Here is a 22235-nt window from a genome sequence, read left to right as displayed (position 1 = left end):
GGTGGCCGCGAGGTGGCCGCCGCCGAGGCTACTCGGGGCCCGACTCGCCTTCCATCGCGAGCAGTTGCTCGTTCGGGATCGCGCCGCCGAAGCGGCGGTCCCGGGAGGCGAACTCGATGCAGGCCCGCCACAGGTCACGCCGGTCGAAGTCGGGCCACAGCACGTCCTGGAAGACCATCTCGGCGTACGCGCTCTGCCAGAGCAGGTAGTTGGAGGTGCGCTGCTCGCCGCTCGGGCGCAGGAACAGGTCCACGTCCGGCATGTCCGGGAAGTACATGTACTTCGAGAGGGTCTTCTCGTCGACCTTCGACGGGTCGAGCCGGCCCTCCTTCACGTCCCGCGCGAGAGCCTGCGCCGCGTCGGCGATCTCGGCACGGCCGCCGTAGTTCATGCAGAAGTACAGGGTGAGCTTGTTGTTGTCCTTGGTCTGCTCCTGGGCGACCTGGAGTTCCTTGGCCACCGACTTCCACAGCTTGGGCATCCGGCCCACCCAGCGCACCCGGATACCGAGCTCGTCGAGGGTGTCACGGGTCTTGCGGATGAAGTCGCGGTTGAAGTTCATCAGGAAGCGCACCTCGTCGGGCGAGCGCTTCCAGTTCTCGGTGGAGAAGGCGTACAGGGAGATGCTGCCGACGCCGATCTCGACCGCTCCCTGGAGCACGTCCAGCACCCGCTCGGCGCCGACCTTGTGCCCCTCGGTGCGCGGCAGCCCACGCTCCTTGGCCCAGCGGCCGTTCCCGTCCATGACGATCGCCACGTGCTTCGGGACCAGCTCGCCGGGGAGCTTCGGCGCGCGGGCGCCGGACGGGTGCGGCTCCGGCGTCCTGTACTCGCGGCGCTGGCGCCCCAGGATCCCGCGTACGACCATGTGCTTCTCGTCTCCTCTGACGGGTTACGGCTTCATTCTGCACGCACCGGAGCGGGCGGCCTACTTCTCCACGTACCGGAGCGAGCGCAGTCCGCGCTCCAGGTGCCAGTGCAGGTAGGCGGACACCAGCCCGCTGCCCTCCCGGACGTGCCGCAGCTCGCAGGCGTCCGCGGTCTCCCAGTCTCCCGTAAGCAGCGCGCCGAGCAGTTCGAGGGTCGCCGGCGAGGGGACGACACAGCCCGGCACCCGGCAGTCCACGCACAGGGAGCCGCCGGACGCCACCGAGAAGAAGCGGTTCGGACCGGGCATCCCGCACTTCGCGCAGTCGCCGAAACTCGGCGCGTAGCCGTTGACGGCGAGGGAGCGCAGCAGGAAGGCGTCGAGCACGAGGTGCGGTGCGTGCTCGCCGCGGGCGAGGGTGCGCAGGGCGCCGACGAGCAGCATGTACTGCTGGACGGCGGGCTCCCCCTCGTGGTCGGTGAACCGCTCGGCGGTCTCCAGCATGGCGGTCCCGGCGGTGTACCGGGTGTAGTCGGTGACGATCCCGCCACCGTACGGAGCGATGGTCTCGCTCTGTGTGCACAGCGGCAGCCCGCGCCCGATCAGTTCGCTGCCCCGCGCGAAGAACTGCACGTCCACGTGGGAGAAGGGTTCGAGGCGGGCCCCGAACTTCGACTTCGTCCGCCGCACGCCACGGGCCACCGCCCGGACCCGGCCGTGACCACGGGTGAGCAGCGTGATGATCCGGTCCGCCTCACCCAGCTTCTGGGTGCGCAGCACGATGCCGTCGTCGCGGAACAGACTCATGCCGCCCATTGTCGCGTACGTCCGCGGCGGCCGTACGCGGGTCGCCGTCCGCGCACCGCGTCCGCCGGGGATTCGCGTCCGCAACCGTGCTCGGCGGCCTCGCGTCCCTGAGGGAAAGATCGTCACAGAGCCCGAGCGAAGGAGAGCGAGATTTCCGGATCCAAGGGATTACCGACGACCACCCGTCGCACCGTCCTGACCGCCGGCGCCGCCGGCACCGCCGCCGCCCTGCTGGCCGCCGCGCCGGCCAGCGCGGCGAAGGACGGCGTCACGGCCCGGCTGCGCGCCGTCGAGGAGGCGCACGGCGCCCGCCTCGGCGTGTTCGGGTACAACGTCCGCACCGGCCGGACCGTGCGCCATCGCGCCGACGAGCGCTTCCCGATGTGCTCCCTGTTCAAGACGCTCGCCGCGGCGGCCGTGCTGCGCGACCTGGACCGGCACGGCGAGGTCCTCGGCCGCCGCGTCCACTACACCGCCGACGACCTGGTGGACGGCTCCGACCACACCCGGGAGAAGCTGGCCGAGGGCATGACGGTGGCGGAACTCGCCGACGTGGCCATCCGCTACAGCGACAACACCGCGGGCAACCTGTTGCTGCGCGAGCTGGGCGGCCCCACGGGCGTCACCCGCTTCGCCCGCACGCTCGGCGACCGGGTGACCCGGCTCGACCGCTGGGAGACGGAGCTGAACTCGGCCGAGCCGTGGCGGCGTACGGACACGACGAGCCCGTACGCGATCGGGCGCTCGTACGGCCGTCTCGTCCTCGGCAGCGCCCTGTCCCGCCCGGACCGCGCGACGCTGACGGACTGGCTGCTGCGCAACACGACCAGCGCCAACCGGTTCCGCCTCGCGCTGCCGAAGTCCTGGGTGATCGCCGACAAGACGGGCACCGGCTCCTACGGCACGAACAACGACGTGGGTGTGGCCTGGACGCCGGACGGCACCCCGCTGGTCCTGGCGGTACTGACCACGAAGCCGGACCGCACCGCCGCCGCCGACCACGACCTGGTGGTGCGGACGGCCGAACTGCTCGCGGAGGCCCTGGGCTAGGTACGCGGCGAAGCGAGCGGAGTACGAGCCGGGGCGCGGGCCGTCGCGGGCCGCGCCCCGGTGGACGCTCGCCGGCCGGGGCGCCCGCCACGCGTGGGGGTGCGGTGGGCGTCAGGACGCGCCCGGCTCGGGCGGGGCCGTCGCCGTCCGGGCGGGGGCCGGTGATCCGTTCGGGCTGATGTTCCACAGCTCGGCGAAGCGCTTGACCCGCTCCTGCACTTCCTTCTCCGTCGCGTCCACCGTCGTCCAGGAGGGCACGCCCATCTGGTCCGCGGTGATCTCGTAGGACAGCGCCCCGTCGAAGATGATGAAGTCGATCATCTTCCCGCGCTGGGCGTTGATCGGCAGCTGCGGCAGGGCCACGACCCTCACCTCGATACCGATGCTCCGCTGCTCCTCGCAGAGTGCGTCCAGCGTCGCGATGTCCTCGGGCTGCTTCACGACGAACAGGCGCCGCACCTTGACCCGGCGCTGCGGGTCGTCGATCGCCACGCGCTGCGCCTCCAGGTACCGGCCGGCGGGCTCGCTGTTCCAGAAGTCGCCGTCGACGGGGGAGGTGCTGATGGCGTCGATGGACGTCGTGGCGCATTTGGTGAGCGTCAGCAGCCAGTCGTGGTTCTCGCCCGGGGACTTGGCGTTGAGGTTGGCGAAGTTGTACATGTAGCCGGCGAGGCGTTCGATCTCCTGGCCCGCGAAGTCGTGCAGGATCTTGGGCCCGTTCACGACCACTTTCGTGGCGTACTCGGCCAGCCGGGGCACCCCGTCGCCGCGCAGCTGCTCCACCTCGTTGAAGAGCTTGGTCGCCTCGCCGATGTCGACGAAGCGCTGCTCGACGACGCCTCTCAGCTCGCCCAGCTGCTGCGCGAAGGTGATCATGAACTGGACGATGAGGATCGCCCCGCCGAACAGGACGGACACGACCACCCGCCACAGGTCGTCCGGCCCCGGGGAGATGACGTTGGTGAGCACGTAGGCCCCCACGCCGGTCGCCACGGTGATCAGGAGCTTCCACAGCAGCGACCGCGCGTTGTCGTCGTTGCCCCGGTCCCCCCGGCCGGGCGTTCCGCCGTTGTTTCGCGTAGATATCGGAGCGTTCATCTCGCTTCTCCCCCGTCGGGATCGAGCTGTGCGCGTTCAGGGCGCCGCAAGGGACTCTCGCCGCGCCGCGGTCCCCCACAGGGCGAGTTGGTCACGGACGCGCTGAACCTGGGTGTGCCACTGCCGGCTGTACCCGGAGCCGTCTTCGAGAACGTCCCACAGGGCGGCGAGCCGTCGGTCCGTCCGCGCTCCCGGCATCCACAGATGCAGCAGATGCTCGACGAGCGGGCCCAGCACCTTCAGCGCGGCTGCCTCGTCCGCGGATCCGAGCCGGATACCGTCGAGTTTGTCAATGACTGTCGTCAACAGCCAGTCATGAACGGCGAAATCCTCGGCGAGGCCGGCCACGGCGGTGATCCCGATGTCGTCCGGAACCCTCAACTCGACCAGCCGCAGTCCTCCTTCGGCGACCGTGAAGCGCTTCAGCGACACACCCGCGCCCGGCGCCGCGGGCAGCGCGGCCCAGCGCAGGCTGGTGGTGCGGGAGGTGAGGGGGACGTCGTAGTCGACGAGCAGACGGTTGCGGGAGATCGTGCCGAGGAGGCTCTCGGCCACGGAACCGACATCCAGTTCGTCACCGCCGCCCGGCTGGTCCTGTGCCAGGAAGCCGTCGCCGGCGGCGGGGGCGGGAAGTCTGCCGACGGGGACCAGTACGCCGGGTCGGACCAGGTAGTAGCCCCACGGCCGGCGCCGGTCCGGGCCCGCCGCCGGGGCCGAGAAGTACGCCGACGCCTGGAGGACACGGCCGTCGGTGAGTCCTGCGCGGGCCGCGACCGTGCCGACCACGCGGACCTTGGCCTTGTTGGCGGTGGGCAGCCGGCAGTCGACGCCGGTGAGCACCTCGGGAGACACCACGTACAGGTTGGGGTGCCTCGACGTGCTGACCTGTTCGTCGGCGCGCAGCCGCAGCAGCCGTTCGGCGACGGCCGCGCTCACCGCGTCCCGGCACGGCAGCAGGCAGGTGCGCACCTCACCGCAGGCGAGGGCAGGACGCGCCGTCTCCCCCGTCGCGCCCACGTCACAGCCCCGGCGGGAACACGTAGGACGTGCGCTCCACGACACCCTCCGGCACGGCGCACCGCTCGGCGGCGGCGCGCGCGACCACCTGGGCCTGCGCGCCGGCGTCCACCTGGGTCTGTTCGAGGACGACCCGGACCGCGTGCTCGACGGGCAGGAAGCGGGACGGCAGCACGCTGCACGTGTAGTACGCCGCGAAGGGCGCCGCCGACGGGTTGAGCCGCAGCAGGAACGGCAGGGCGTCCCAGTCCTCGGGGAAGGCGGCCGTGCCCCAGGCGGTGGGGACGAGGACGGCACTGCCCTTGTCGCGCAGCAGCCCCAGGCGGGCCAGCTGCCATACGGCGGCCAGGAAGGCGCACGACCAGACGCGGCTGCCGGTGCGCTCGTCCCACAGCTCGACGTCGACGAAGACGGAGTGGCCGCGGGCGCCGGTCTCGCTGGGCGGCTGCCAGACGGCGGCGGCGCTGAGAGCGGCCGTGGTGCGGCGGTCGGGGGCGCGGCGCCCGTTGCTGAGCCAGCCGGTCTGCCCGAGGGGTGGCCGAAAACCCCTGCTGCCGGGCGGGGGTGTCTCGACGAGCCGGCCCAGGACGGCCTCGGCGAGTCCGCCGCCCTCGGGCCGCTTCGGGTCGGTGCGGGCGCAGCCGGACTCGCGGGCCAGGTAGTCGATGGTCAGTCCGGCCCGCTCGGCCGCCTTCAGCAGGGGCGGCAGGAGCTCGGCGGGGGTGGCGAGGCGGCTGAAGTAGTCGTCGATCAGGAAACAGGTGCTGACCCGGGGCGGTCTGCCGTCCGCGAGCGCGGACACCGAGGCGCGCGCCGCCTCCACCCAGGGACGTACGGAGGTGAAGTGGTGGTACAGCCGCTCGGGGCCCTCCGCGAAGTCCTCCATGTACAAGTGGCCTAATTCCAGGGAGAGATGGGAGAAGGGCACGGCCTCGGTGCGCGGCTGGGCGCTGGTCTCCTGGAAGACGGCTCCGGTTCCGCTCACAACTGCCCCCAGTACTTGTCGTCGGCCAGCCGCTCGGCGAGCACCCCCATCGCCTGCCAGGTCTCGATGTTGGCAATCCGGCTGTCGAGCACGTCCTGGTCGGTGATGAGCTGTTCCCGCAATTGCAGGACCGGTTCCAGCGGCACCGATCCGAGAACCCTGCTCCTGCCGATACCCAGGTCCGCGGCAATCGTCTCCAGTTGTTTGTTGTACTGGCGCATCCACGCCGACTGGGCGGGCGGCAACTGCGACCACAGCGGCGATTCGAGATCGGGCACGGCCGCCCGTACGAAACGGATGGCGCCGAGCAGCGTCTGCCGGTCGTGCCCCAATTCCTCGCCGGCGCTGACGATGCCCTGTTTGCCGCCGACGAGTTCGGCGGCGGCCATCACGTGCTGGCGGGTCCAGCGGTGGTAGATGAGCCAGCGGGCTTTGATGCGCCGCAACTCCTCCCCGGCGGTGGCGGCCAGTGCCAGGTCCATCGCATAACTGCGGCCGGCGCTGAGGTCCACCACGATCACGTTGAATTCGCGCTTCAGCCGAAGGATCAGATCCACGCAGCGGTGGAGGTTCTCCGTGTCGGTGACGAATTCGCCGCCGCCGCGGTCTCCGGGCAGCAGAACGAGCCGTCCGGAGCGGTCGGGTTTGTCGCGCAGGACGTAATGCTCCGTACGGGCCCAGATGTCGACGCGCAGGGGTTCCCCGGTATCGCCTTTCAGATACGAGTGCAGGCCGCGTCCTTCGGCCTCCTTGAGGACGTCGGGTATGTCGAAGACGGCCGGGGCGGTGGGCGAGCCGAAGTCGAAGTCGAGGTAACAGACGTCGTCACCGTCGAGGGCCCTGCGGTAGGCGAGGTTGGCGCTCGTGACCGAGCGGCCGGTGCCTCCCTTGTCGGAGGCGGCGAAGACGAGCACGATTCACACCCCCGAGCCGGTGTCCCTGGCCCGGGCCAGGATGTCGAGCCTGCGCAGCACTCCGTAGGCGAGGGCGCAGGCGGTGCCCGGTTGGTTGTCGAGGACCAGCCGGGCGCGGCGCAGGTCCGCCGCGACGCTCTGCAGCTCCTCACCGCCACGGCTCTTGGCCGGCGGGGCGGGCTTCATCTGTTCCTTGCCCAGGAGATGGGTGGCCTCGCTGAGCAGGGCCCGGGCCAGCGCGCTCAGTTCGGCACTGCGGATCGGGGCCTGGTTGTAGAGCTGGGACGCGGCGACCATGCACTCGGTGACGCGCTCGGTGATGCTCCAGGACAGCGGTCCGGTGCGCTCCTCCGAACTGGGGTAGGCCGCGTGGACGTTGTCCCACAGGCCGCTGCCCTCGCCCTCGCTGACCCGCCGCAGCCACAGGTGGCCGAGGATGTCCTCGGCGAGCTGGAGCAGCCGGTCGCGGGAGGAGAGGTTGCGGGACAGGGAGCACAGCTGGATGGTCCGCTTGAGCAGCTGCGCCGAGAAGTCGGTCATGGCCCACTGCATGGCCGGGCCGTGACGGTCGCTGCCGAGCAGGGGCAGGAAGACGCCCGGGTTGTGCAGACGGACCGCCGGATCGCCTTCGGTGGCCCGGCTGGTGATGCGGCCGCGTTCGGCGAGGCGCTCCATGACGTCGACGGTACGGGCGAGGTCGTCGTCGGTGGCCCGGCGGCGGACCAGGTCGTGGACGAGGATGGAGGCCACGCAGAGCGAGAAGTACTCCGACTCCAGCTGCTGGCCCGTGGTCCGCCAGGGGATGTCCTCCAGGGGCCAGCGGTCGTCCCCGAAGCGGGCGATGCCCGACCAGTACTGCTGGGTGATCTCCCACCGCAGCCGCAACGCCTCCGCCAGCCGCTGCTGTTCGGGGTTGAGCAGGGCGAGGGTGAGGGTGCGGTCGGAGAACAGGTCCTGGATACCGTCGAGCGCGACGACGGTGAAGTAGAGGTAGGGGACGGGGTCGGCCGCGCCGTCGGGCTGGCCGCCGATGTCGTCGGTGGTCTCCACCTCGGGCGCGTCCTTGACCAGGCTCCAGGCCCAGCCGCACTCGAACAGGCGGTTCTCGTTGCGGAGTTGCTCCTCGACCTCGACACCGAGGATCAGGCTCTCGCCGATGACGGCGCGCAGGGCCTTGAAGCGCTCCTGGAACCGCTGGAGGACCACCCGTTCGGACACCCGTCCGCGGCCGAGGAGGCGGCTCATGGCCTGGCCCTGGGAGGACTCGACGTCGAAGACGTTGACGGTGAAGGAGCGCAGCAGGCTCACCATGGCGGAGGTGAGCCGCCGGCTGGTCGTGTCCCAGAGCCCCTGGATCAGTTTCTGCGTCTCGGGGCGGGTCGTTCTCGTCCGGTAGACCCGGAGGAATCCGAGGGTGGCGAGGCACAGGGTGACGGACATCGAGAAGGAGTCGACGACCCCGAATTCCCGTTGCTCCTTGGTGAGTTCCTGCTCGGGGTCCTCCGGCAGGAAGTAGTAGCCGCCGGCGAACGTGGGACCCAGGTCGCCCCCGTGGTGCTTCGCCATGAACTCGTTGAGCACCCGGACCAGACTTCCGGGAATCTCCGTGGCGTCCCCCACCTCTTTGAGGGCCTTCTCCACGTCCTCCTGGGTGATGTCCGGGTTGTCCAGGCCGAATTCGGGGATCTCGGTGGCGGGATACATGAGACAGAGCAGGCGTTCGGCATCGGCGACGCTGCTGCGGCCGCCCCACTCACCCCAGCTCCATTCGCCGCTCCTGAAGGAATGGCCGGCGATGGCCTGCCATACGTCGAGAAGCTGTAGGCGCGGTTTGATCTGCATTCCCCATGCCCCCTCACACAGGTAAGAAAAGCAACCGCGGTCAGTCGTTCCGGTGACCGCAGGCCAGGATCATTCCCGTGTAGCCGTCGCGGAGATCGTCCGGTTTTCCGATGTGCAGGGGATCGACATCACCCGCGAAGCCCTTCAGCAGGTTCCGGATCTCCACGGCGCCGACATAGCTGGCCGGAAAGTCCTGCCCGCCCACGGGATATCCGCGGGAATTCTCCATGAACGCGGCGGCGAACGGAGCGCCCGGTTCCAGAGCGTTCATGAAGCAGGTGACGCCGCGCGTGAACTCCTCGCGCGACTCGGTGATCGACTCCGCGACGAAGAACATCGTGCCCATCGCCCAGCGTTCCGCTTGGCCGTCGGCACCGAGGTCGTACAGGTTCCCCGACCGGACGGTGACGACGTCCCTGTACCGCTCCCTGGGGTTCGGTCCGAGCGCGGCGTACCCCTCGCCGCCCTCGCCCTCGCACAGGACGTCCCAGAACGGGTCCCAGGTGGGGGCGTAGTCGAGGCGCTGCTCCCGCAGATGCTCCACATTGGAGGCCGACCACTCGTACTGGGTGATGGCGTCGCACCAGGGGAGCATGGTGAGGGTGGGGTAGAGGTTCGGCCCCGCTCCCACGTCGATACCGGAGGAGACGCGGCCCGGATTCCTCCGGAAATGATCACCGAAGTGAGCGCGGACGATCGACAGGATCTGCTTGTCATCGGGATGAAGCGCGAGGTAGTTGCGGCTGATGTATTCCTGTGGGTCAAATTTGTCCCAGTCGACATCAGCGTTCATCTTATCCGCGTCAGTTAGCGATCCCGAGGTCATTGGCTCAATGTAGCGCACCACGCCCGTGGACCGGCCCAGCCAATCACGTCAAGTCCAGTTCTTGCCTTGAATGACCAGAAGATGTCGGGCAAAGATAGGGAATCGTGCGCGCCCATCCCAGTCGGTATGCATATCGCATCATTGGTATGCATCTTCGAATCCTCCACAAAGGGACGACATGCCTCCTCTTCTGCGGATCAGAGCGGTCACCGAAACGGATCTGCCGGAACTGGTCCGCCTGGACACGCAGGCCTTCCCCTCCGGTCCGTACCCCTACTTCGTCCTGCGTCAGTTCCTCGACGCGTACGGCGACCACACGCTCGTCCTGGACGACGGCGCGAACATCCTCGGCTACGTGCTCGCCACCGCGCCGAACCGCGACGTGAGCTGGATACTCAGCCTCGCCATCACCCCGGGCCTCCAGCGCCAGGGGCTGGGCCGCAAGATGATGGCCGGGATCCTGGACCACCTGCGCTCCGAGGGCGTCAAGGAGGTCCGGCTCACCGTCGAGCCCGACAACGACTCGGCCGTCGTGCTCTACCGCTCCCTGGGCTTCACCCCGGAAGGCGCGCCCCGCAAGGACTACTTCGGCCCGAATCAGCACCGCCTGCTCATGATGCTCTTCCTCTGAGCACCTGCTGGGGCCAGGCCCTCCGCACCGCTCCCCTCACTCCCCTCCGCCCCGCCGGTCCGGCTCCCCGCCCGCCCCGCCGGTCCGGCTCCCCGCCCGCTCCGCCGGGCCGTTCGCGCCCGGCCGCCCGGCCCGGGCAACCGAATCCGCCGAGCCGGTGGTCTGGGGGACGAGGAGGGTGCTTGATGCAGGCCGAAAAAGAGGCCCAGTACGAGGAGTTCGTCAGAGCGCGGTGGTCACGTTTGGTACGGACCGCGTACCTGCTCACGGGAGACGTGCACCATGCCGAGGACCTGACGCAGACCGCGCTGGCGAAGGCGTACCGGTCGTGGTGGCGCGTGTCGCGCAGCGACAACCCGGAGGCGTACGTCCGCCGGATGCTCGTCACCTGCAACAGTGACCGATTCCGCAAGCGGCGGGTCGGGGAGGCGCTGACCTCGGCGCCGCCGGAGCGGGCGGGGCGGGACGAGGCGGTGCGCCGGGTCGACGAGCGGGGCGCCCTGCTCGCCGCGCTGGCCGAACTGCCGCCCCGGCAGCGGGCCGTGGTGGTCATGCGCTACTGGGAGGACCTGTCCGAGGCGGAGGTCGCCGACGTGCTCGGCTGCTCGCCCGGCACGGTCAAGAGCCAGGCGTCCAAGGCGCTGGCGAAATTGCGCGGGTATCCGGGACTGGGCCCGGTCGTGGACGGACCGGAGCACAGCCGTACGTCGTCAGGGCGGGGAGGCAGCAGGTGAACGACGAGCAGAGGGAGCCGGCCGAAGGGGACTTCGGCACCGGGTCCGACTTCGAGGAGCGGGTGCGCGGCCTGCTGACCGAGGACGCGTACACCGTCCGGCCGTCACCGGTGCCGTATCCGGCGATCCGGCGCAGGGGCACGCTCGAACGGCGCCGACGGGTGGCGGCGGCCGGAGCCGCGCTGGTGACGCTGGCCGCGCTGCCCGTGGGGGCGTACGCGCTGAACGGCGGCGAGATCTCGGGCACGGCCGCGCCGCGGCCTTCCGTCAGCGCTCCGGCCGCCCCCACGACGACACCGGCCGCGCCCCCGGCGCCCGGCCGGCCGGCCACCCCGGGCCAGCTGCTGGACGGGATCACCTGGGCGCAGGCCGAGGACGGGCTGGAGAAGTGCGTCGCCTTCGACAGGTCGGGCCCGTACGGCTCCGGGCGGTCGGAGCTGGGGAAGGCGTCGGACTACCGGATCATCCTGGCGATGCACAGCACCGGCGACTCCAACGCGCCCGGTGACGGCATGTTCGTCGTCGCGGTCCCGAAGGACGCGGGCCCGCAGGAGGTCCGGCTGATCTGCACCCTCAAGGACGGCAGGGCCGATGGCCTGAACACCAGCTCGGGCGACGCGCCGAACGACGCCGGCGCCGTCTTCCCCGATATGAACGGCGGCAAGCTCTACCAGCAGTCGATCCTGGACCGCGGCAACTGGAAACTGCCGTTCCGCTGGGGTGCCATCGGTACGGTCGACCCGTCGGTGGCCAGGGTGACCGTCTCCTACGGTGGCGGCACCGTCGAGGGCGTGCTGGACCATGGCTGGTTCGTCGCCTACGGCATCCTGGACCAGCAGGTCACGAAGGCCCCCCACGTCAAGGGCTACGACGCGGCCGACCGGCTCGTCTACGACTCCGATCAGGACAAGTACTACGAGAAGACCCTGCCCTAGGGCTCCAGGTCAATACACCTAGTCCCGGTCGCGGGGCGGGGCCGGGCCGCGGTCGTACACCTGCCCCGCCCGGGCCTCGATGCCGTGGAAGTGGACGGCCATCGCGCGCTGCGCGCCCTCGACGTCGTGGGCGCGCAGCGCGGTCACGATGTCGCGGTGACGGCGGACGGTGAGCCCGGGGGCGGGATCGGCGGGGCGGCCGCGGGCACCCGAGACGCGCCGCAGCACCGTCCAGAACGCGCCGAGCAGCTGCGGCACGAGCGCGTTGCCGAGCGGGGCGTAGAGCAACTCGTGGAACTCGCGGTCGAGTTCGGGGAAGGGCCGGCCGGCCCGTCCCGCCTCCTCCATCCGGGCCACCACCGCCTCCAGCCGGTCCAGCTCCGGCTCGGAGAGCGTTGCCGCGACCCGGCGGATCAGCCCCTCCTCCAGCACCTCGCGCACCTGGAGGATCTCCGCGAGGGCACCCGTGTCGTCGTCGTGCCGGGCGAGGGTGCGGAAGGTCAGCCCGTCGACCAGCGGGGTCAGCGAGGCCTGGCCGACATAGGTGCCGTAACCGTGTCTGATCTCGACGATGTCGAGCGCCTGGAGCGCCTTGAGGGCCTCGCGCACGGAGTTGCGGCTGACCCCGAGACCCTCCATCAGCTCCGCCTCGGTGGGCAGCGGCGCACCGGGCCGGAGCTTGCGGTCCAGGATCAGCTGGACGACCTCGCGCCGGATCCGACTGTTCCTGGGCTCCCCGGGCATGCGCCGCATCGTACGGGCATCGGACGTCCCACGTCCCACGTCCGGCGGTATCCAGGGGGCCGTAGAGCCTGATAGAGCATCAACTCAGGCCATTTCACCGTGCCATTGGTCGGACCTCTGACGGATACCGCCATTCGTGTGCGATCCCTTGACCGCCCCCACAGCCCCTCCTATGGTCGCGCTGACCGACAGGACGTAGGACGTCGTATCTCCTCGGCGGCTCACCCTTCCCGCTCCGCCTGCCCACCCCGTCCCCACCCCTTTGTCACCCCTCTGTCACCCTTTTCCGCTCCTCGAACTCCTTCGCTGGAGGAATCGTGCGCGACGTGACCAACGACGTTCCGGCGCCGCACCGCCGGTCGTTCCTGAAGTACACCGGCGCGCTGGGCGCGGCCGCGGCGCTCTCGTCGTCGCTGTCGGCCTGCTCGTCGGGTCCGGAGTCCACCAACGACACCGGCGGCGGGGGCACCGGCGCGAGCCGCACGCTGACCGCGGTCATCGGCTACGGCAACGACGGCAGCTGGGACCCGACGCAGACGGCGTCCGCCTTCGCCATGGCCGCCAACAACCACATCTACGAGGGCCTGCTCGACACCGACCCGATCTCCCGGGAGCCGTACGCGGCGCTGGCCACCCAGGTGCCGGCGGACCTGTCCGGCACCTCGTGGAAGTTCTCGCTGCGGCCGGGCGCGACGTTCCACGACGGAAAGCCGGTCACCGCCGACGACGTCGTGTTCGTCTACCAGCGGATCCTCGACCCGGACACCCAGACCCTCGCCAAGGGGTTCTTCGCTAGCTGGCTGAAGGAAGTCCGCAAGATCGACGCGCAGAACGTCGAACTGGTCCTGAAGTTCCCCTTCCCTGAGGGCGTCTCCCGGCTCACCCTCGCCAAGATCATGCCGAAGCACGTCTACTCACGGCCCGGCGCCTGGGACGACGCGATCAAGGGCAAGGCGGTGGGCTCGGGACCGTACCGGCAGAGCGCGCACCACCCGAAGTCCAACACCACCTTCGAGGCGTTCGCCGGATACAACGGCCCGCGCAAGCCCGCCTTCAAGAAGATGAACTGGCTCACGATCGTGGACGCCGCCCCGCGCGTCGCCCGGATCTCCGGGGCGAGCGCGGGCGCGCAGATCTCCGACAACATCCCCTACGCCAACATCCGACAGCTGGAGAAGGGCGGCCTGTCGGTGGCCGGCGGGGCCGGGATGAACAACCTGTTCCTGATGTTCAACACCCGGCACAAGCCGTTCGACGACGTGCGCGTCCGCCAGGCGCTGCACTACGCCATCGACACCGGGAAGATGGTCGAGGTCGCCCTCAAGGGCCACGGCAAGCCGTCCTCGTCGTTCCTCAACGAGGGCAACCCGTCCTACCGGCGGGCGAAGACGGTCTACGACTACGACCCCGAGAAGGCGAAGGCGCTGCTGAAGGCGGCCGGGGTGAGCGGGCTGGAGATCGAGATCCTCTCGGTGAACGTGAGCTGGATCGTCGACTGCCTGCCGACCATCAAGGCCTCCTGGGACGCGATCGGTGTGCGCACCACGCTCTCCCCCCAGGAGACCACGGCCGTCTTCACCAAGATGGACCAGAAGCAGGACTACCAGGTCGTCGCGGCCGCCTCGAACCCCAACCAGTTCGGCCTCGACGCCGACCTGATCATGCACTACAACTACGGGCCGCAGAACCTCTGGATGCAGTACGCCCGCTGGGCCGGGGATCCCGCCGCCAAGCAGCTCTTCAAGGACATGGACCGGGCCACCCAGGAGCCGGACGCCGACCGGAAGAAGGCGATGATCCAGGACTACGTCGACGTCGTCGCCGAGCAGGCGGTGCTCTACCCGGTCGTCCACAACGAGCTGATGACCGCCTGGGACCCCGGCAGGCTCAGCGGCATAAGGGCCCAGCCGTATCCCGGCGTGAACCTGCTCCAGGCCAAGTGGGCCTAGGGCCCGGGGAGTCGCCTCCGTGATCGCCGTCGTCAGGATCCTGGCCCGCCGTGTCGCCCTGCTCGTCCCGCTGATGCTCGGCATCGTGCTGTTCGTGTTCCTGGTGATGCGCTTCTCGGACGTCGACCCGGCGTCCGCGTTCTTCCAGGGCGCCAACCCCACCCCGCGGCAACTGCACGACTTCCGGGAGCGCAACGGCCTGCTGGACCCGCTGCCCGTCCGTTACGTCGACTTCATCGGCGACCTGCTCCACGGCGACCTGGGCACCAGCGCCCTGACCCGGGCCCCGGTCGTCGAGCAGGTCACCACCGCGCTGCCGCTCACCCTCCAGCTGACCTTCCTGGGGCTGGGTATCGCGGTGGTGCTGGCGCTGGCCGGCGGGGTGACCGCCGCGATCTACCGGGACCGGCTGCCCGACCAGATCATCCGGGTCGTGTCCCTCACCGGGGTCGCGGCGCCCGCCTTCTGGCTGGCGCTGCTGATGATCCAGTACCTGGCCGTCGATCTGGGCTGGTTCCCGGCCGGCGGCTACATCAACCCGGCCGACTCCTTCACCGGCTGGCTGAGGACGATGACGCTTCCGGCCCTCGCGCTGTCCCTGCCGGTGGCGGCGCAGCTCACCCGCATCGTGCGCACGGCCGTGGTGGAGGAGCTGGACAGGGACTACGTACGGACGGCGATCGGCAGCGGGCTGCCGCCACGGGTCGTGGTGGGCCGCAACGTGCTCAGGAACGCGCTCATCAACCCGCTGACCGTGCTCGGCCTGCGCGTCGGCTATCTGCTGGGCGGCGCCGTCGTCATCGAGACCATCTTCTCGCTGCCCGGCATGGGCAAGCTGATGATCGACGCCGTGCAGAACGGCGACCCGGCCGTCGTCCAGGGCGTGGTCCTGACCACCGCGACCGGCTTCGTCGTCGTCAACCTCGTCATCGACGTCCTCTATCTGCTGGTCAACCCGCGTCTGAGGGAGGCCGCATGACCTTCACCCGCAAGAGCCTCGCCCAGGCCCTGGCCCGGCCCGGTGTCCGGCTGCGCGGCTGGCGCCGGCTGCCGCCGCTGTCGAAAGCCGCCGTCTGTTTCCTGGCCGTGGTGGTGCTGACGGCGCTGCTCGCGCCGCTGCTCTCCCCGCACGACCCGCTCGACCAGCAGCCGGCCGTCGACGGCACCGGACATCCCTCGGTCCATCACTGGATGGGCCAGGACAGCCTCGGCCGGGACATCCTCAGCCGGCTGATGTACGGCGCCCGCTGGTCGCTCGCGATCGGCCTCGGCGCCACCGCGCTGGCCCTGGTCGTGGGGGCGCTCCTCGGCGCGGTCGCGGCGACCTCCCGCAAGGCGGTCGACGAGACGCTGATGCGCTGCCTGGACGTGGTGATGGCGTTCCCGGGGATCGCGCTGGCCGCCGTCCTGGTCGCGGTCTTCGGCGGCGGCATCACGGTCCTGATCTGTGCCATCGCGTTTCTGTTCACCCCGCCGGTGGCCAGGGTCGTCCGCGCGAACGTGCTCGACCAGTACGGCGAGGACTACGTGACGGCGGAACGGGTCATCGGCGCCCGCACCCCGCACATCGTGCTGCGCCATGTCGCCGTCAACTGCGCGGCGCCGGTGCTGGTGTTCTGCACCGTCCAGGTCGCCGAGGCGATCGTCTTCGAGGCGTCGCTGTCGTTCATCGGCGCGGGCGTGCGGCCGCCCGACCCGTCCTGGGGCAGTGTGATCGCGGACGGCAAGAACATGGTGCTGACCGGCGGCTGGTGGGCGACGGTCTTCCCCGGGCTGCTGATGCTGGTCACCGTCCTGTCCCTGAACATCCTCTCCGAGGGCGTCTCCGACGCGTGGGCGGCTCCGGCGGCGCGCGAGGTGGCGCCGGACGCGCGCGAGGACCGGCTGGAGAAGCCCGAGCCGGGCAGCGGCGAGATCCTCCCGCTGCCCTCCCTGGCCGAGGCCGCCGACCGGCTGCGCGCCCGTGCCCGCCCGCTGCCCGAGGGGCCGCCGGTGCTCGCGGTGGAGAACCTGGCCATCGGCTTCCCCGGCCGCCACCGGGGCGTGGACATCGTCGACGGCATCAGCTTCGAGGTGCGGCCCGGCGAGGTCCTCGGCCTGGTCGGCGAGTCGGGCTGCGGCAAGTCGCTCACCGCCCTCGCGATCATGGGACTCCAGCCCAAGGGCGCCCGGGTGCGCGGCCAGGTCCGCTTCAACCAGCGGGACCTGCTGGCCGAACCGATGCGGGTGCGCCGCAGGCTGCTCGGCCACGAGATGGCGATGATCTACCAGGACGCCCTGTCGTCGCTCAACCCGGCGATGACGATCCGCGCCCAGCTGAAGCAGGTCGTCCGGCGCGGTGGCCGGCGCGGCCCCGCCGAACTCCTGGGGCTGGTCGGCCTGGACCCCGACCGCACCCTGCGCAGCTACCCCCACGAACTCTCCGGCGGCCAGCGCCAGCGGGTCCTGATCGCCATGGCCCTCTCCCGCGAGCCGAAGCTGATCGTCGCCGACGAGCCGACGACCGCCCTGGACGTGACCGTGCAGGCGCAGGTCATAGAGCTGCTGCTGCGACTGCGGGCGGAGTTGGGGTTCGCGCTGATCCTCGTCTCGCACGACCTGGCGCTGGTCGCCGACGTCACGGACCGGGTCGTGGTGATGTACGGCGGACAGATCGTGGAGACGGGGGTGACCGCCGACCTGGTGGAGGCCCCCGCCCACCACTACACGCGCGGGCTGCTCGGCAGCGTGCTGTCCCTGGAGTCGGCGGCCGAGCGCATGACGCAGATCAGGGGCGTGGTCCCCTCCCCCGCCGACTTCCCGCCCGGCTGCCGCTTCGCCGACCGCTGCCCGCTGGCCGGGGACGTCTGCCGGACGACGGCACCGGATCTGGTGGGCCCGCGCACCCACACGGCGGCCTGCCACCACCCGGCGGTGGACCTGACGGCCGCGGAGAACGCGACCGGCACGACCCGCGCAGAAAGCACGGTCGGCACGGCGAGCACGGTCGGCACAACACCCACGGCCCGCACGGCCGGCGCGAACGACTCGGAGACCTCGGAGAGCGAGCCGGTGACATGACAGCCCTGGTGGAACTGTCCGACGTGCACGTCGTGCACAAGGCCCGCAGCGGCGGCCTGTTCACCCGGGACCGGGTGTACGCCCTGACCGGCGCCGCACTCACCATCGCGCCCGGCGAGACGCTGGGCGTGGTCGGCGAGTCCGGCTGCGGCAAGTCGACCCTGGCGAAGGTGCTGGTGGGCGTCCAGCGGCCGACCGCGGGAACGGTGTCGTTCCGGGACCGCGACCTGTGGGCCATGCCGCCCGCCGAACGCCGGACGGCCGTCGGGGCGGGCACCGGCATGATCTTCCAGGACCCGTCCACCGCGCTCAACCGCCGCCTGACCGTACGCCGGATCCTGCGCGACCCGCTGGACGTGCACGGCCGGGGCACGGCGGCGGGGCGCGAGGAACGGGTACGGGAACTCATGTCCCTGGTCGGTCTGCCCCGGGCGCTGGCCGACGGCCTGCCCGGGCAGCTCTCCGGCGGCCAGCGCCAGCGCGTGGCCATCGCCCGCGCCCTGGCCCTGGAACCGGACCTGGTGGTGGCCGACGAGCCGACGAGCGCGCTGGACGTGTCGGTGCGCGCGCAGATCCTCAACCTGCTGCTGGACCTGAAGGAACGCCTGGGCCTGGCCATGGTCTTCGTGTCGCACGACATCCAGACGGTACGGCGGATGAGCGACCGGGTGATCACCATGTATCTGGGCCGGATCGTCGAGGAGTGCCCGGCCGGCCGGGTCACCGACGGCGCCCGGCACCCGTACACCCGCGCCCTGTTCTCCGCCACCCCCGGCCTGCTGGACCCGATCGACCCGATCCCGCTCACCGGCCCGGTCCCGTCGGCGACCCGGCCGCCGAGCGGCTGCCCCTTCCGCACCCGCTGCTGGAAGGCGGACGAACTCTGCGCGTCCGACATGCCGGACTTCTCGGCCGCGTCGAGCCCCGCGCACCGCTTCCGCTGTCACCATCCTGTGGAGGAGGACCGGCCCACCCGCGACCTCGTCCATCAGAGCCAGCACCCCAGGGAGCCTTCATGACGATCCCCACCCCGCTCACCGGTGTCGTCCCGCCCGTCTGCACCCCCCTGACACCGGACCGCGAGGTGGACGTCCGCTCGCTCCGCAGACTGGTCGACCATCTGCTGGACGGCGGAGTGCACGGGCTGTTCGTGCTCGGCTCGACGTCGGAGGCCGCCTATCTGACGGACCGGCAGCGACGGCTGGTCGTGGAGACGGTCGCCGCGCACGTGGGCGGCCGGCTTCCCGTGCTGGCGGGGGCGATCGACATGACGACACCCCGGGTCCTGGACCACGTGCGGTCGGCGACGGAGGCCGGCGCGGACGCCGTCGTGGTGGCCGCCCCCTTCTACACCCGCACCCATCCGGCGGAGATCGCCCGCCACTACCGCCTCCTCGCGGCCGCCGCCTCCGTCCCCGTCATCGCCTACGACATCCCCTCCGCCGTCCACACCAAGCTCCCCGCCGCCCTCGTCCTGGAGCTGGCGGCCGACGGCGTGCTGGCCGGCCTGAAGGACTCCAGCGGCGACCTCGCCGCCTTCCGCGAGGTCGTCACCGGCGCCCGCGCCCACCCCGGCATCACCGGATTCAGCGCCCTCACCGGCTCCGAACTGGTCGTCGACGCCGCGCTCGCGCTGGGCGCCGACGGGGCGGTGCCCGGGCTCGCCAACGTCGACCCGCACGGCTACGTCCGCCTCGACCGGCTCTGCCGCGCCGGCGACTGGCTGCGGGCGCGGGCCGAGCAGGAACGGCTGTGCGCGCTGTTCGGGATGGTGGGCGTGGGCGATCCCGCGCGGATGGGCGGCAGTTCGGCGGCGCTGGGCGCGTTCAAGGCGGCGCTGCACCTGCGGGGCGTCATCGACTGCCCGCTGACGGCGGAGCCGCAGGTGCGGCTGTCGCCGGACGAGGTGGAACGGGTGGGCAAGTTCCTGGCGACGGCGGGACTGCTGTAGCCGCCCCGCCGGCCCTGGACCCGGTCAGGGGAGCGCGACCCGGCGGAACACGATCCGCTCGTACGGCCCCGCCGCCCCCGTCTCGAACAGGATCCCCACCGTCCGGTGGCCCACCTGCACCAGATCCGAGTACGCCGCCCAGTCCGCCGACAGCGTCATCGCCCTGGTGAAGCTCGCCCCGCCGTCCGTGCTGCGCCACAGGGCCATGGACCGGCGGGCGGTCGGCACGGACGGGCCGGAGAACAGCAGGGGGGCGGCCGTGCCGCGCGGTTGCAGGACGCTCCCTTCGACCACCGGCACGTCGTTCAGCGTGGGCTGCACGGCGTAGGGCCGGGACAGGGTCCGCGCGCCGTCGGCGGAGTAGCTGTCGAGGCGGTTGCCGGGGCTGGTGCCGTTCTGGTCCCGGGAGCTGAAGTACAGCCGGCCGTCCGGGAGCTGCGTCGCGCTGGACTCGTTGGAGTTGTCCACGCCGTCGTAGGAGTCGTCCACGAAGCCGAGCCGCCAGTCGCGCCCGCCGTCGTCGCTGTAGAGCGCGTGCGCCCCGTAGTACCGGGCCTCCTGGCCCGTGTCGGGTGACCCCGCGGGCGGCGCGGCGGAGTGGTTGGCGGGCACGACCAGCCGGCCCGCGTGCGGGCCCCGGGTGAGGGCGACCGCGTGCCCGGGCCCGGTCGCGTACCAGCGCCAGCCCGCCGGCTTCACCGAGGCCGTGATGTCGCGCGGGGACGTGAAGTGCCCCCCGTCGTCCCAGCTGCGCTGCACGAACACCCGGCGGCTCTGCTCGGGCGTGACCTCCCCGCGCATGATCTGCGCCTCGGTCACGGCACCGCTGTTGTACGAGGTGACCAGCACGACCGCGCCGGTGCGCGGATCGACGACCGGCGCCGGGTTGCCCCGTGTGTCCCCGTCCCCGGCGGCGACGACGGCCATCGGGCCCCAGGTGCAGCCGCCGTCGCCGGAGCGGCGCAGCACGACATCGATGTCACCGGTGTCGGCGGCGCCGGTGTGCCGGCCCTCGGCGAAGGCGAGGAGCGTGCCCCGGCGGGTGGTGACGGCGGCGGGGATGCGGTACGTGTCGTAGCCGCCCGCGCCCGAGACGTACGGCACGGAGGAGGCGCAGCCGGTGGCGGCGGAGGCGGTCCGGGCCGTGACGGCGAGCGGGGCGAGGAGCACGGCGGCGGTCAGGAGTGTGCGGGTGAGGCGGGTCATCGCTCTCCCTTACGGAGGTGTCGTCCCCTGCGGGACACCGACCTGTCCGTCACATGCTCCCCGCCGTCACCGTCCCCGACCCGCGCGCCACGATGACCGGCCGCGCCCGGCGCCGTCCGCCGGCGGCCGCTACGACGGCGTCCTGGCCGCCGCCAGGAGGCGGGTGACGTCGTCCGCGCAGATCGACAGTGCCGCCCCCACCGTGGCGAGGACGTCCCGTTCGGCGGGGGTGTAGGGGCCGTCGGCCAGGGCGATCCCGGCGCCCTGGAGGAGGATCGACTCGCGGCCCACCGCGGCGAGGTGGGGGGTCAGCGGGTCCAGGGCCTCGTGGAGCTCTATGGCGAGACCGGCGCCGCAGGGCGGGCCGAGGACGCGGCCGGTGTCCGCCGCGAGGGCCTCGACGAGGGCGCCGAGCTGGTCCACCGTGCAGTCCTCGAAGCCCGCGGCGCGGACCGTGGCCGCGGCGGCCTCCAGGGACGTACGGGCGCAGCTGCCGCCGGCCGCCAGGACGGCGAGGGCGACGGTGTGGACGGCGTCGCGGAGCATCGCGGAGAAGCGGGTGGTGGTGGGGTGGTCCAGGACGTCGGCGCCGAAGTGGCGGCGGCAGGCGGCGCACTCGACGACCGGCCCGGTCTCGCCGCGCGGCAGCACGGGTACGCCCAGGAAGGTGACGCGCCGACGGCCGGTCAGCCGCTCGTAGTTGCGGTCGCCCCCGCAGCCGGGGCAGAAGAACTCGCCGTCGCCGACCGGCGTCCAGGCGGTACGTGTGCCCAGGATGCGCGCAAACCTGGCGGCACGGCCGTCTTGTCCCCGTACTGGCAGCACGTCGCACCTCCGTAATGCCACGGCAACATCGCCGCGCCTGCGTGATGTTAGCCACATCAGTGAGGCCGCGTCAGTACCCCGGACGAGACCTTTCCGTGACCTCCACGGTCGAATGGCCGAGAACCGACGGGGCCCCGGCCGCCGGTGCAGGCGGTCGGGGCCCTGAAATGGCCGGTCGGAGGGGTGATCAGCGGGTCGCGCGGTTGACGGCCGAGACGACCGCCTTCAGCGAGGCACGCGTCGTGTTCGCGTCGATGCCGATGCCCCAGAGCACCGTGTCGCCGATCGCGCATTCGATGTACGAGGCGGCCTGCGCGGAGGCGCCCTCGCTCATCGTGTGCTCCTGGTAGTCCAGCAGGCGTACGTCGACGCCGATCGACTCCAGGGCGTTGAAGAAGGCCGAGATCGGACCGTTGCCGGAGCCCGAGAGGACCGTGTCCTCGCCGTCGACGGTCGCCTCGACGGTGAGGGTGTCCACGCCGTCGGTGTCGGTGGTCGACTGGCCCGTGCGGACCTGGATGCGGCCCCAGGGGTTCTCCGGGTTCGGCAGGTACTCGTCCTCGAAGGTCGCCCAGATGTCCTTCGGGGTGACCTCGCCGCCCTCGGCGTCCGTCTTCGCCTGGATGAGCTTCGAGAACTCGATCTGCATCCGGCGCGGCAGGTCCAGCTTGTGGTCGTTCTTCAGGACGTACGCGATACCGCCCTTGCCGGACTGCGAGTTGACCCGGATGACGGCCTCGTACGAGCGGCCGACGTCCTTCGGGTCGATCGGCAGGTACGGGACGGCCCACTC

At 71.3% G+C, this 22235-nt stretch carries 21 protein-coding genes; 9 read left to right on the top strand and 12 right to left on the bottom strand.

Annotated elements, in window-relative coordinates:
• Window positions 1-28: 28 nt before the first annotated feature.
• On the bottom strand, window positions 29-868 hold the full coding sequence (locus ACWCQK_RS15930) for an isoprenyl transferase (protein ID WP_451155731.1): 840 nt from the start codon (window positions 866-868) through the stop codon (window positions 29-31).
• 60 nt (window positions 869-928) lie between these two features.
• Window positions 929-1675: a DNA repair protein RecO gene (gene recO, locus ACWCQK_RS15925; protein WP_451155730.1), complete on the bottom strand. Its 747-nt coding sequence runs from the start codon at window positions 1673-1675 to the stop codon at window positions 929-931.
• A gap of 150 nt (window positions 1676-1825) precedes the next feature.
• On the opposite strand from recO, the gene bla reads away from it, so the two are divergent.
• The gene (gene bla, locus ACWCQK_RS15920; protein WP_451156026.1) at window positions 1826-2725 is read left to right on the top strand and encodes a class A beta-lactamase; all 900 of its coding nucleotides are present in this window, start codon (window positions 1826-1828) and stop codon (window positions 2723-2725) included.
• 111 nt (window positions 2726-2836) lie between these two features.
• Here the strand turns inward: bla and ACWCQK_RS15915 are convergent, their stop codons facing one another.
• The 6 genes from ACWCQK_RS15915 to ACWCQK_RS15890 are packed head-to-tail and all read right to left on the bottom strand — an operon-like array spanning window position 2837 to window position 9428.
• Window positions 2837-3823, bottom strand: coding sequence for a hypothetical protein (locus ACWCQK_RS15915; protein WP_451155729.1), 987 nt, complete (start codon window positions 3821-3823; stop codon window positions 2837-2839).
• Window positions 3824-3859: 36 nt separating this feature from the next.
• Complete coding sequence (locus tag ACWCQK_RS15910; protein WP_451155728.1) at window positions 3860-4840, bottom strand: SCO2521 family protein; 981 nt, start codon at window positions 4838-4840, stop codon at window positions 3860-3862.
• 1 nt (window position 4841) lies between these two features.
• Window positions 4842-5825, bottom strand: coding sequence for an SCO2522 family protein (locus ACWCQK_RS15905; protein ID WP_451155727.1), 984 nt, complete (start codon window positions 5823-5825; stop codon window positions 4842-4844).
• Window positions 5822-6739 (bottom strand): SCO2523 family variant P-loop protein, encoded by a 918-nt coding sequence (locus ACWCQK_RS15900; protein WP_451155726.1) that lies wholly within the window; start codon window positions 6737-6739, stop codon window positions 5822-5824. Before ACWCQK_RS15900 ends, ACWCQK_RS15905 begins: the two co-directional genes overlap by 4 nt.
• Window positions 6740-6742: 3 nt before the next feature.
• Window positions 6743-8581, bottom strand: a complete 1839-nt coding sequence (locus ACWCQK_RS15895; RefSeq protein WP_451155725.1) for an SCO2524 family protein — start codon at window positions 8579-8581, stop codon at window positions 6743-6745.
• A gap of 40 nt (window positions 8582-8621) precedes the next feature.
• A complete protein-coding gene (locus tag ACWCQK_RS15890; RefSeq protein ID WP_451155724.1) occupies window positions 8622-9428 on the bottom strand; it encodes an SCO2525 family SAM-dependent methyltransferase in 807 nt (268 codons plus the stop codon).
• 157 nt (window positions 9429-9585) lie between these two features.
• Between ACWCQK_RS15890 and ACWCQK_RS15885 the strand changes: the two genes are divergently transcribed.
• The 3 genes from ACWCQK_RS15885 to ACWCQK_RS15875 all read left to right on the top strand — a co-directional run bounded on the left by ACWCQK_RS15885 (window position 9586) and on the right by ACWCQK_RS15875 (window position 11707).
• Window positions 9586-10038, top strand: a complete 453-nt coding sequence (locus ACWCQK_RS15885; protein WP_451155723.1) for an N-acetyltransferase family protein — start codon at window positions 9586-9588, stop codon at window positions 10036-10038.
• Between the two features lie 185 nt (window positions 10039-10223).
• Complete coding sequence (locus ACWCQK_RS15880) at window positions 10224-10772, top strand: SigE family RNA polymerase sigma factor (RefSeq protein WP_451155722.1); 549 nt, start codon at window positions 10224-10226, stop codon at window positions 10770-10772.
• Window positions 10769-11707: a hypothetical protein gene (locus tag ACWCQK_RS15875; protein WP_451155721.1), complete on the top strand. Its 939-nt coding sequence runs from the start codon at window positions 10769-10771 to the stop codon at window positions 11705-11707. The genes ACWCQK_RS15880 and ACWCQK_RS15875 overlap by 4 nt, the downstream gene beginning before the upstream one ends.
• An 18-nt stretch (window positions 11708-11725) precedes the next feature.
• On the opposite strand, the gene ACWCQK_RS15870 is transcribed toward ACWCQK_RS15875, so the two are convergent.
• The gene (locus tag ACWCQK_RS15870) at window positions 11726-12451 is read right to left on the bottom strand and encodes a FadR/GntR family transcriptional regulator (protein ID WP_451155720.1); all 726 of its coding nucleotides are present in this window, start codon (window positions 12449-12451) and stop codon (window positions 11726-11728) included.
• Between the two features lie 317 nt (window positions 12452-12768).
• Between ACWCQK_RS15870 and ACWCQK_RS15865 the strand changes: the two genes are divergently transcribed.
• The 5 genes from ACWCQK_RS15865 to ACWCQK_RS15845 are packed head-to-tail and all read left to right on the top strand — an operon-like array spanning window position 12769 to window position 19411.
• Window positions 12769-14400, top strand: a complete 1632-nt coding sequence (locus ACWCQK_RS15865; RefSeq protein ID WP_451155719.1) for an ABC transporter substrate-binding protein — start codon at window positions 12769-12771, stop codon at window positions 14398-14400.
• Between the two features lie 19 nt (window positions 14401-14419).
• A complete protein-coding gene (locus ACWCQK_RS15860; protein WP_451155718.1) occupies window positions 14420-15379 on the top strand; it encodes an ABC transporter permease in 960 nt (319 codons plus the stop codon).
• Window positions 15376-17460: a dipeptide/oligopeptide/nickel ABC transporter permease/ATP-binding protein gene (locus ACWCQK_RS15855; RefSeq protein ID WP_451155717.1), complete on the top strand. Its 2085-nt coding sequence runs from the start codon at window positions 15376-15378 to the stop codon at window positions 17458-17460. Before ACWCQK_RS15860 ends, ACWCQK_RS15855 begins: the two co-directional genes overlap by 4 nt.
• Window positions 17457-18479 (top strand): oligopeptide/dipeptide ABC transporter ATP-binding protein, encoded by a 1023-nt coding sequence (locus ACWCQK_RS15850; protein WP_451155716.1) that lies wholly within the window; start codon window positions 17457-17459, stop codon window positions 18477-18479. Before ACWCQK_RS15855 ends, ACWCQK_RS15850 begins: the two co-directional genes overlap by 4 nt.
• A complete protein-coding gene (locus ACWCQK_RS15845; RefSeq protein ID WP_451155715.1) occupies window positions 18476-19411 on the top strand; it encodes a dihydrodipicolinate synthase family protein in 936 nt (311 codons plus the stop codon). Before ACWCQK_RS15850 ends, ACWCQK_RS15845 begins: the two co-directional genes overlap by 4 nt.
• 24 nt (window positions 19412-19435) lie before the next feature.
• On the opposite strand, the gene ACWCQK_RS15840 is transcribed toward ACWCQK_RS15845, so the two are convergent.
• The 3 genes from ACWCQK_RS15840 to ACWCQK_RS15830 all read right to left on the bottom strand — a co-directional run.
• Window positions 19436-20617, bottom strand: coding sequence for a sialidase family protein (locus tag ACWCQK_RS15840; RefSeq protein WP_451155714.1), 1182 nt, complete (start codon window positions 20615-20617; stop codon window positions 19436-19438).
• A 129-nt stretch (window positions 20618-20746) separates the two neighbouring features.
• Window positions 20747-21442, bottom strand: coding sequence for a TerB family tellurite resistance protein (locus ACWCQK_RS15835; protein ID WP_451155713.1), 696 nt, complete (start codon window positions 21440-21442; stop codon window positions 20747-20749).
• Between the two features lie 187 nt (window positions 21443-21629).
• Window positions 21630-22235, bottom strand: a 606-nt coding sequence (locus ACWCQK_RS15830; protein WP_451155712.1) for an alpha-isopropylmalate synthase regulatory domain-containing protein, incomplete at its 5' end; no start/stop codon positions are given.

Source organism: Streptomyces sp. NPDC002306 (genome assembly GCF_053593435.1).
The sequence above is the reverse complement of the archived record's forward strand: the minus strand, read 5'-3'. Positions and strand labels throughout refer to the sequence as shown.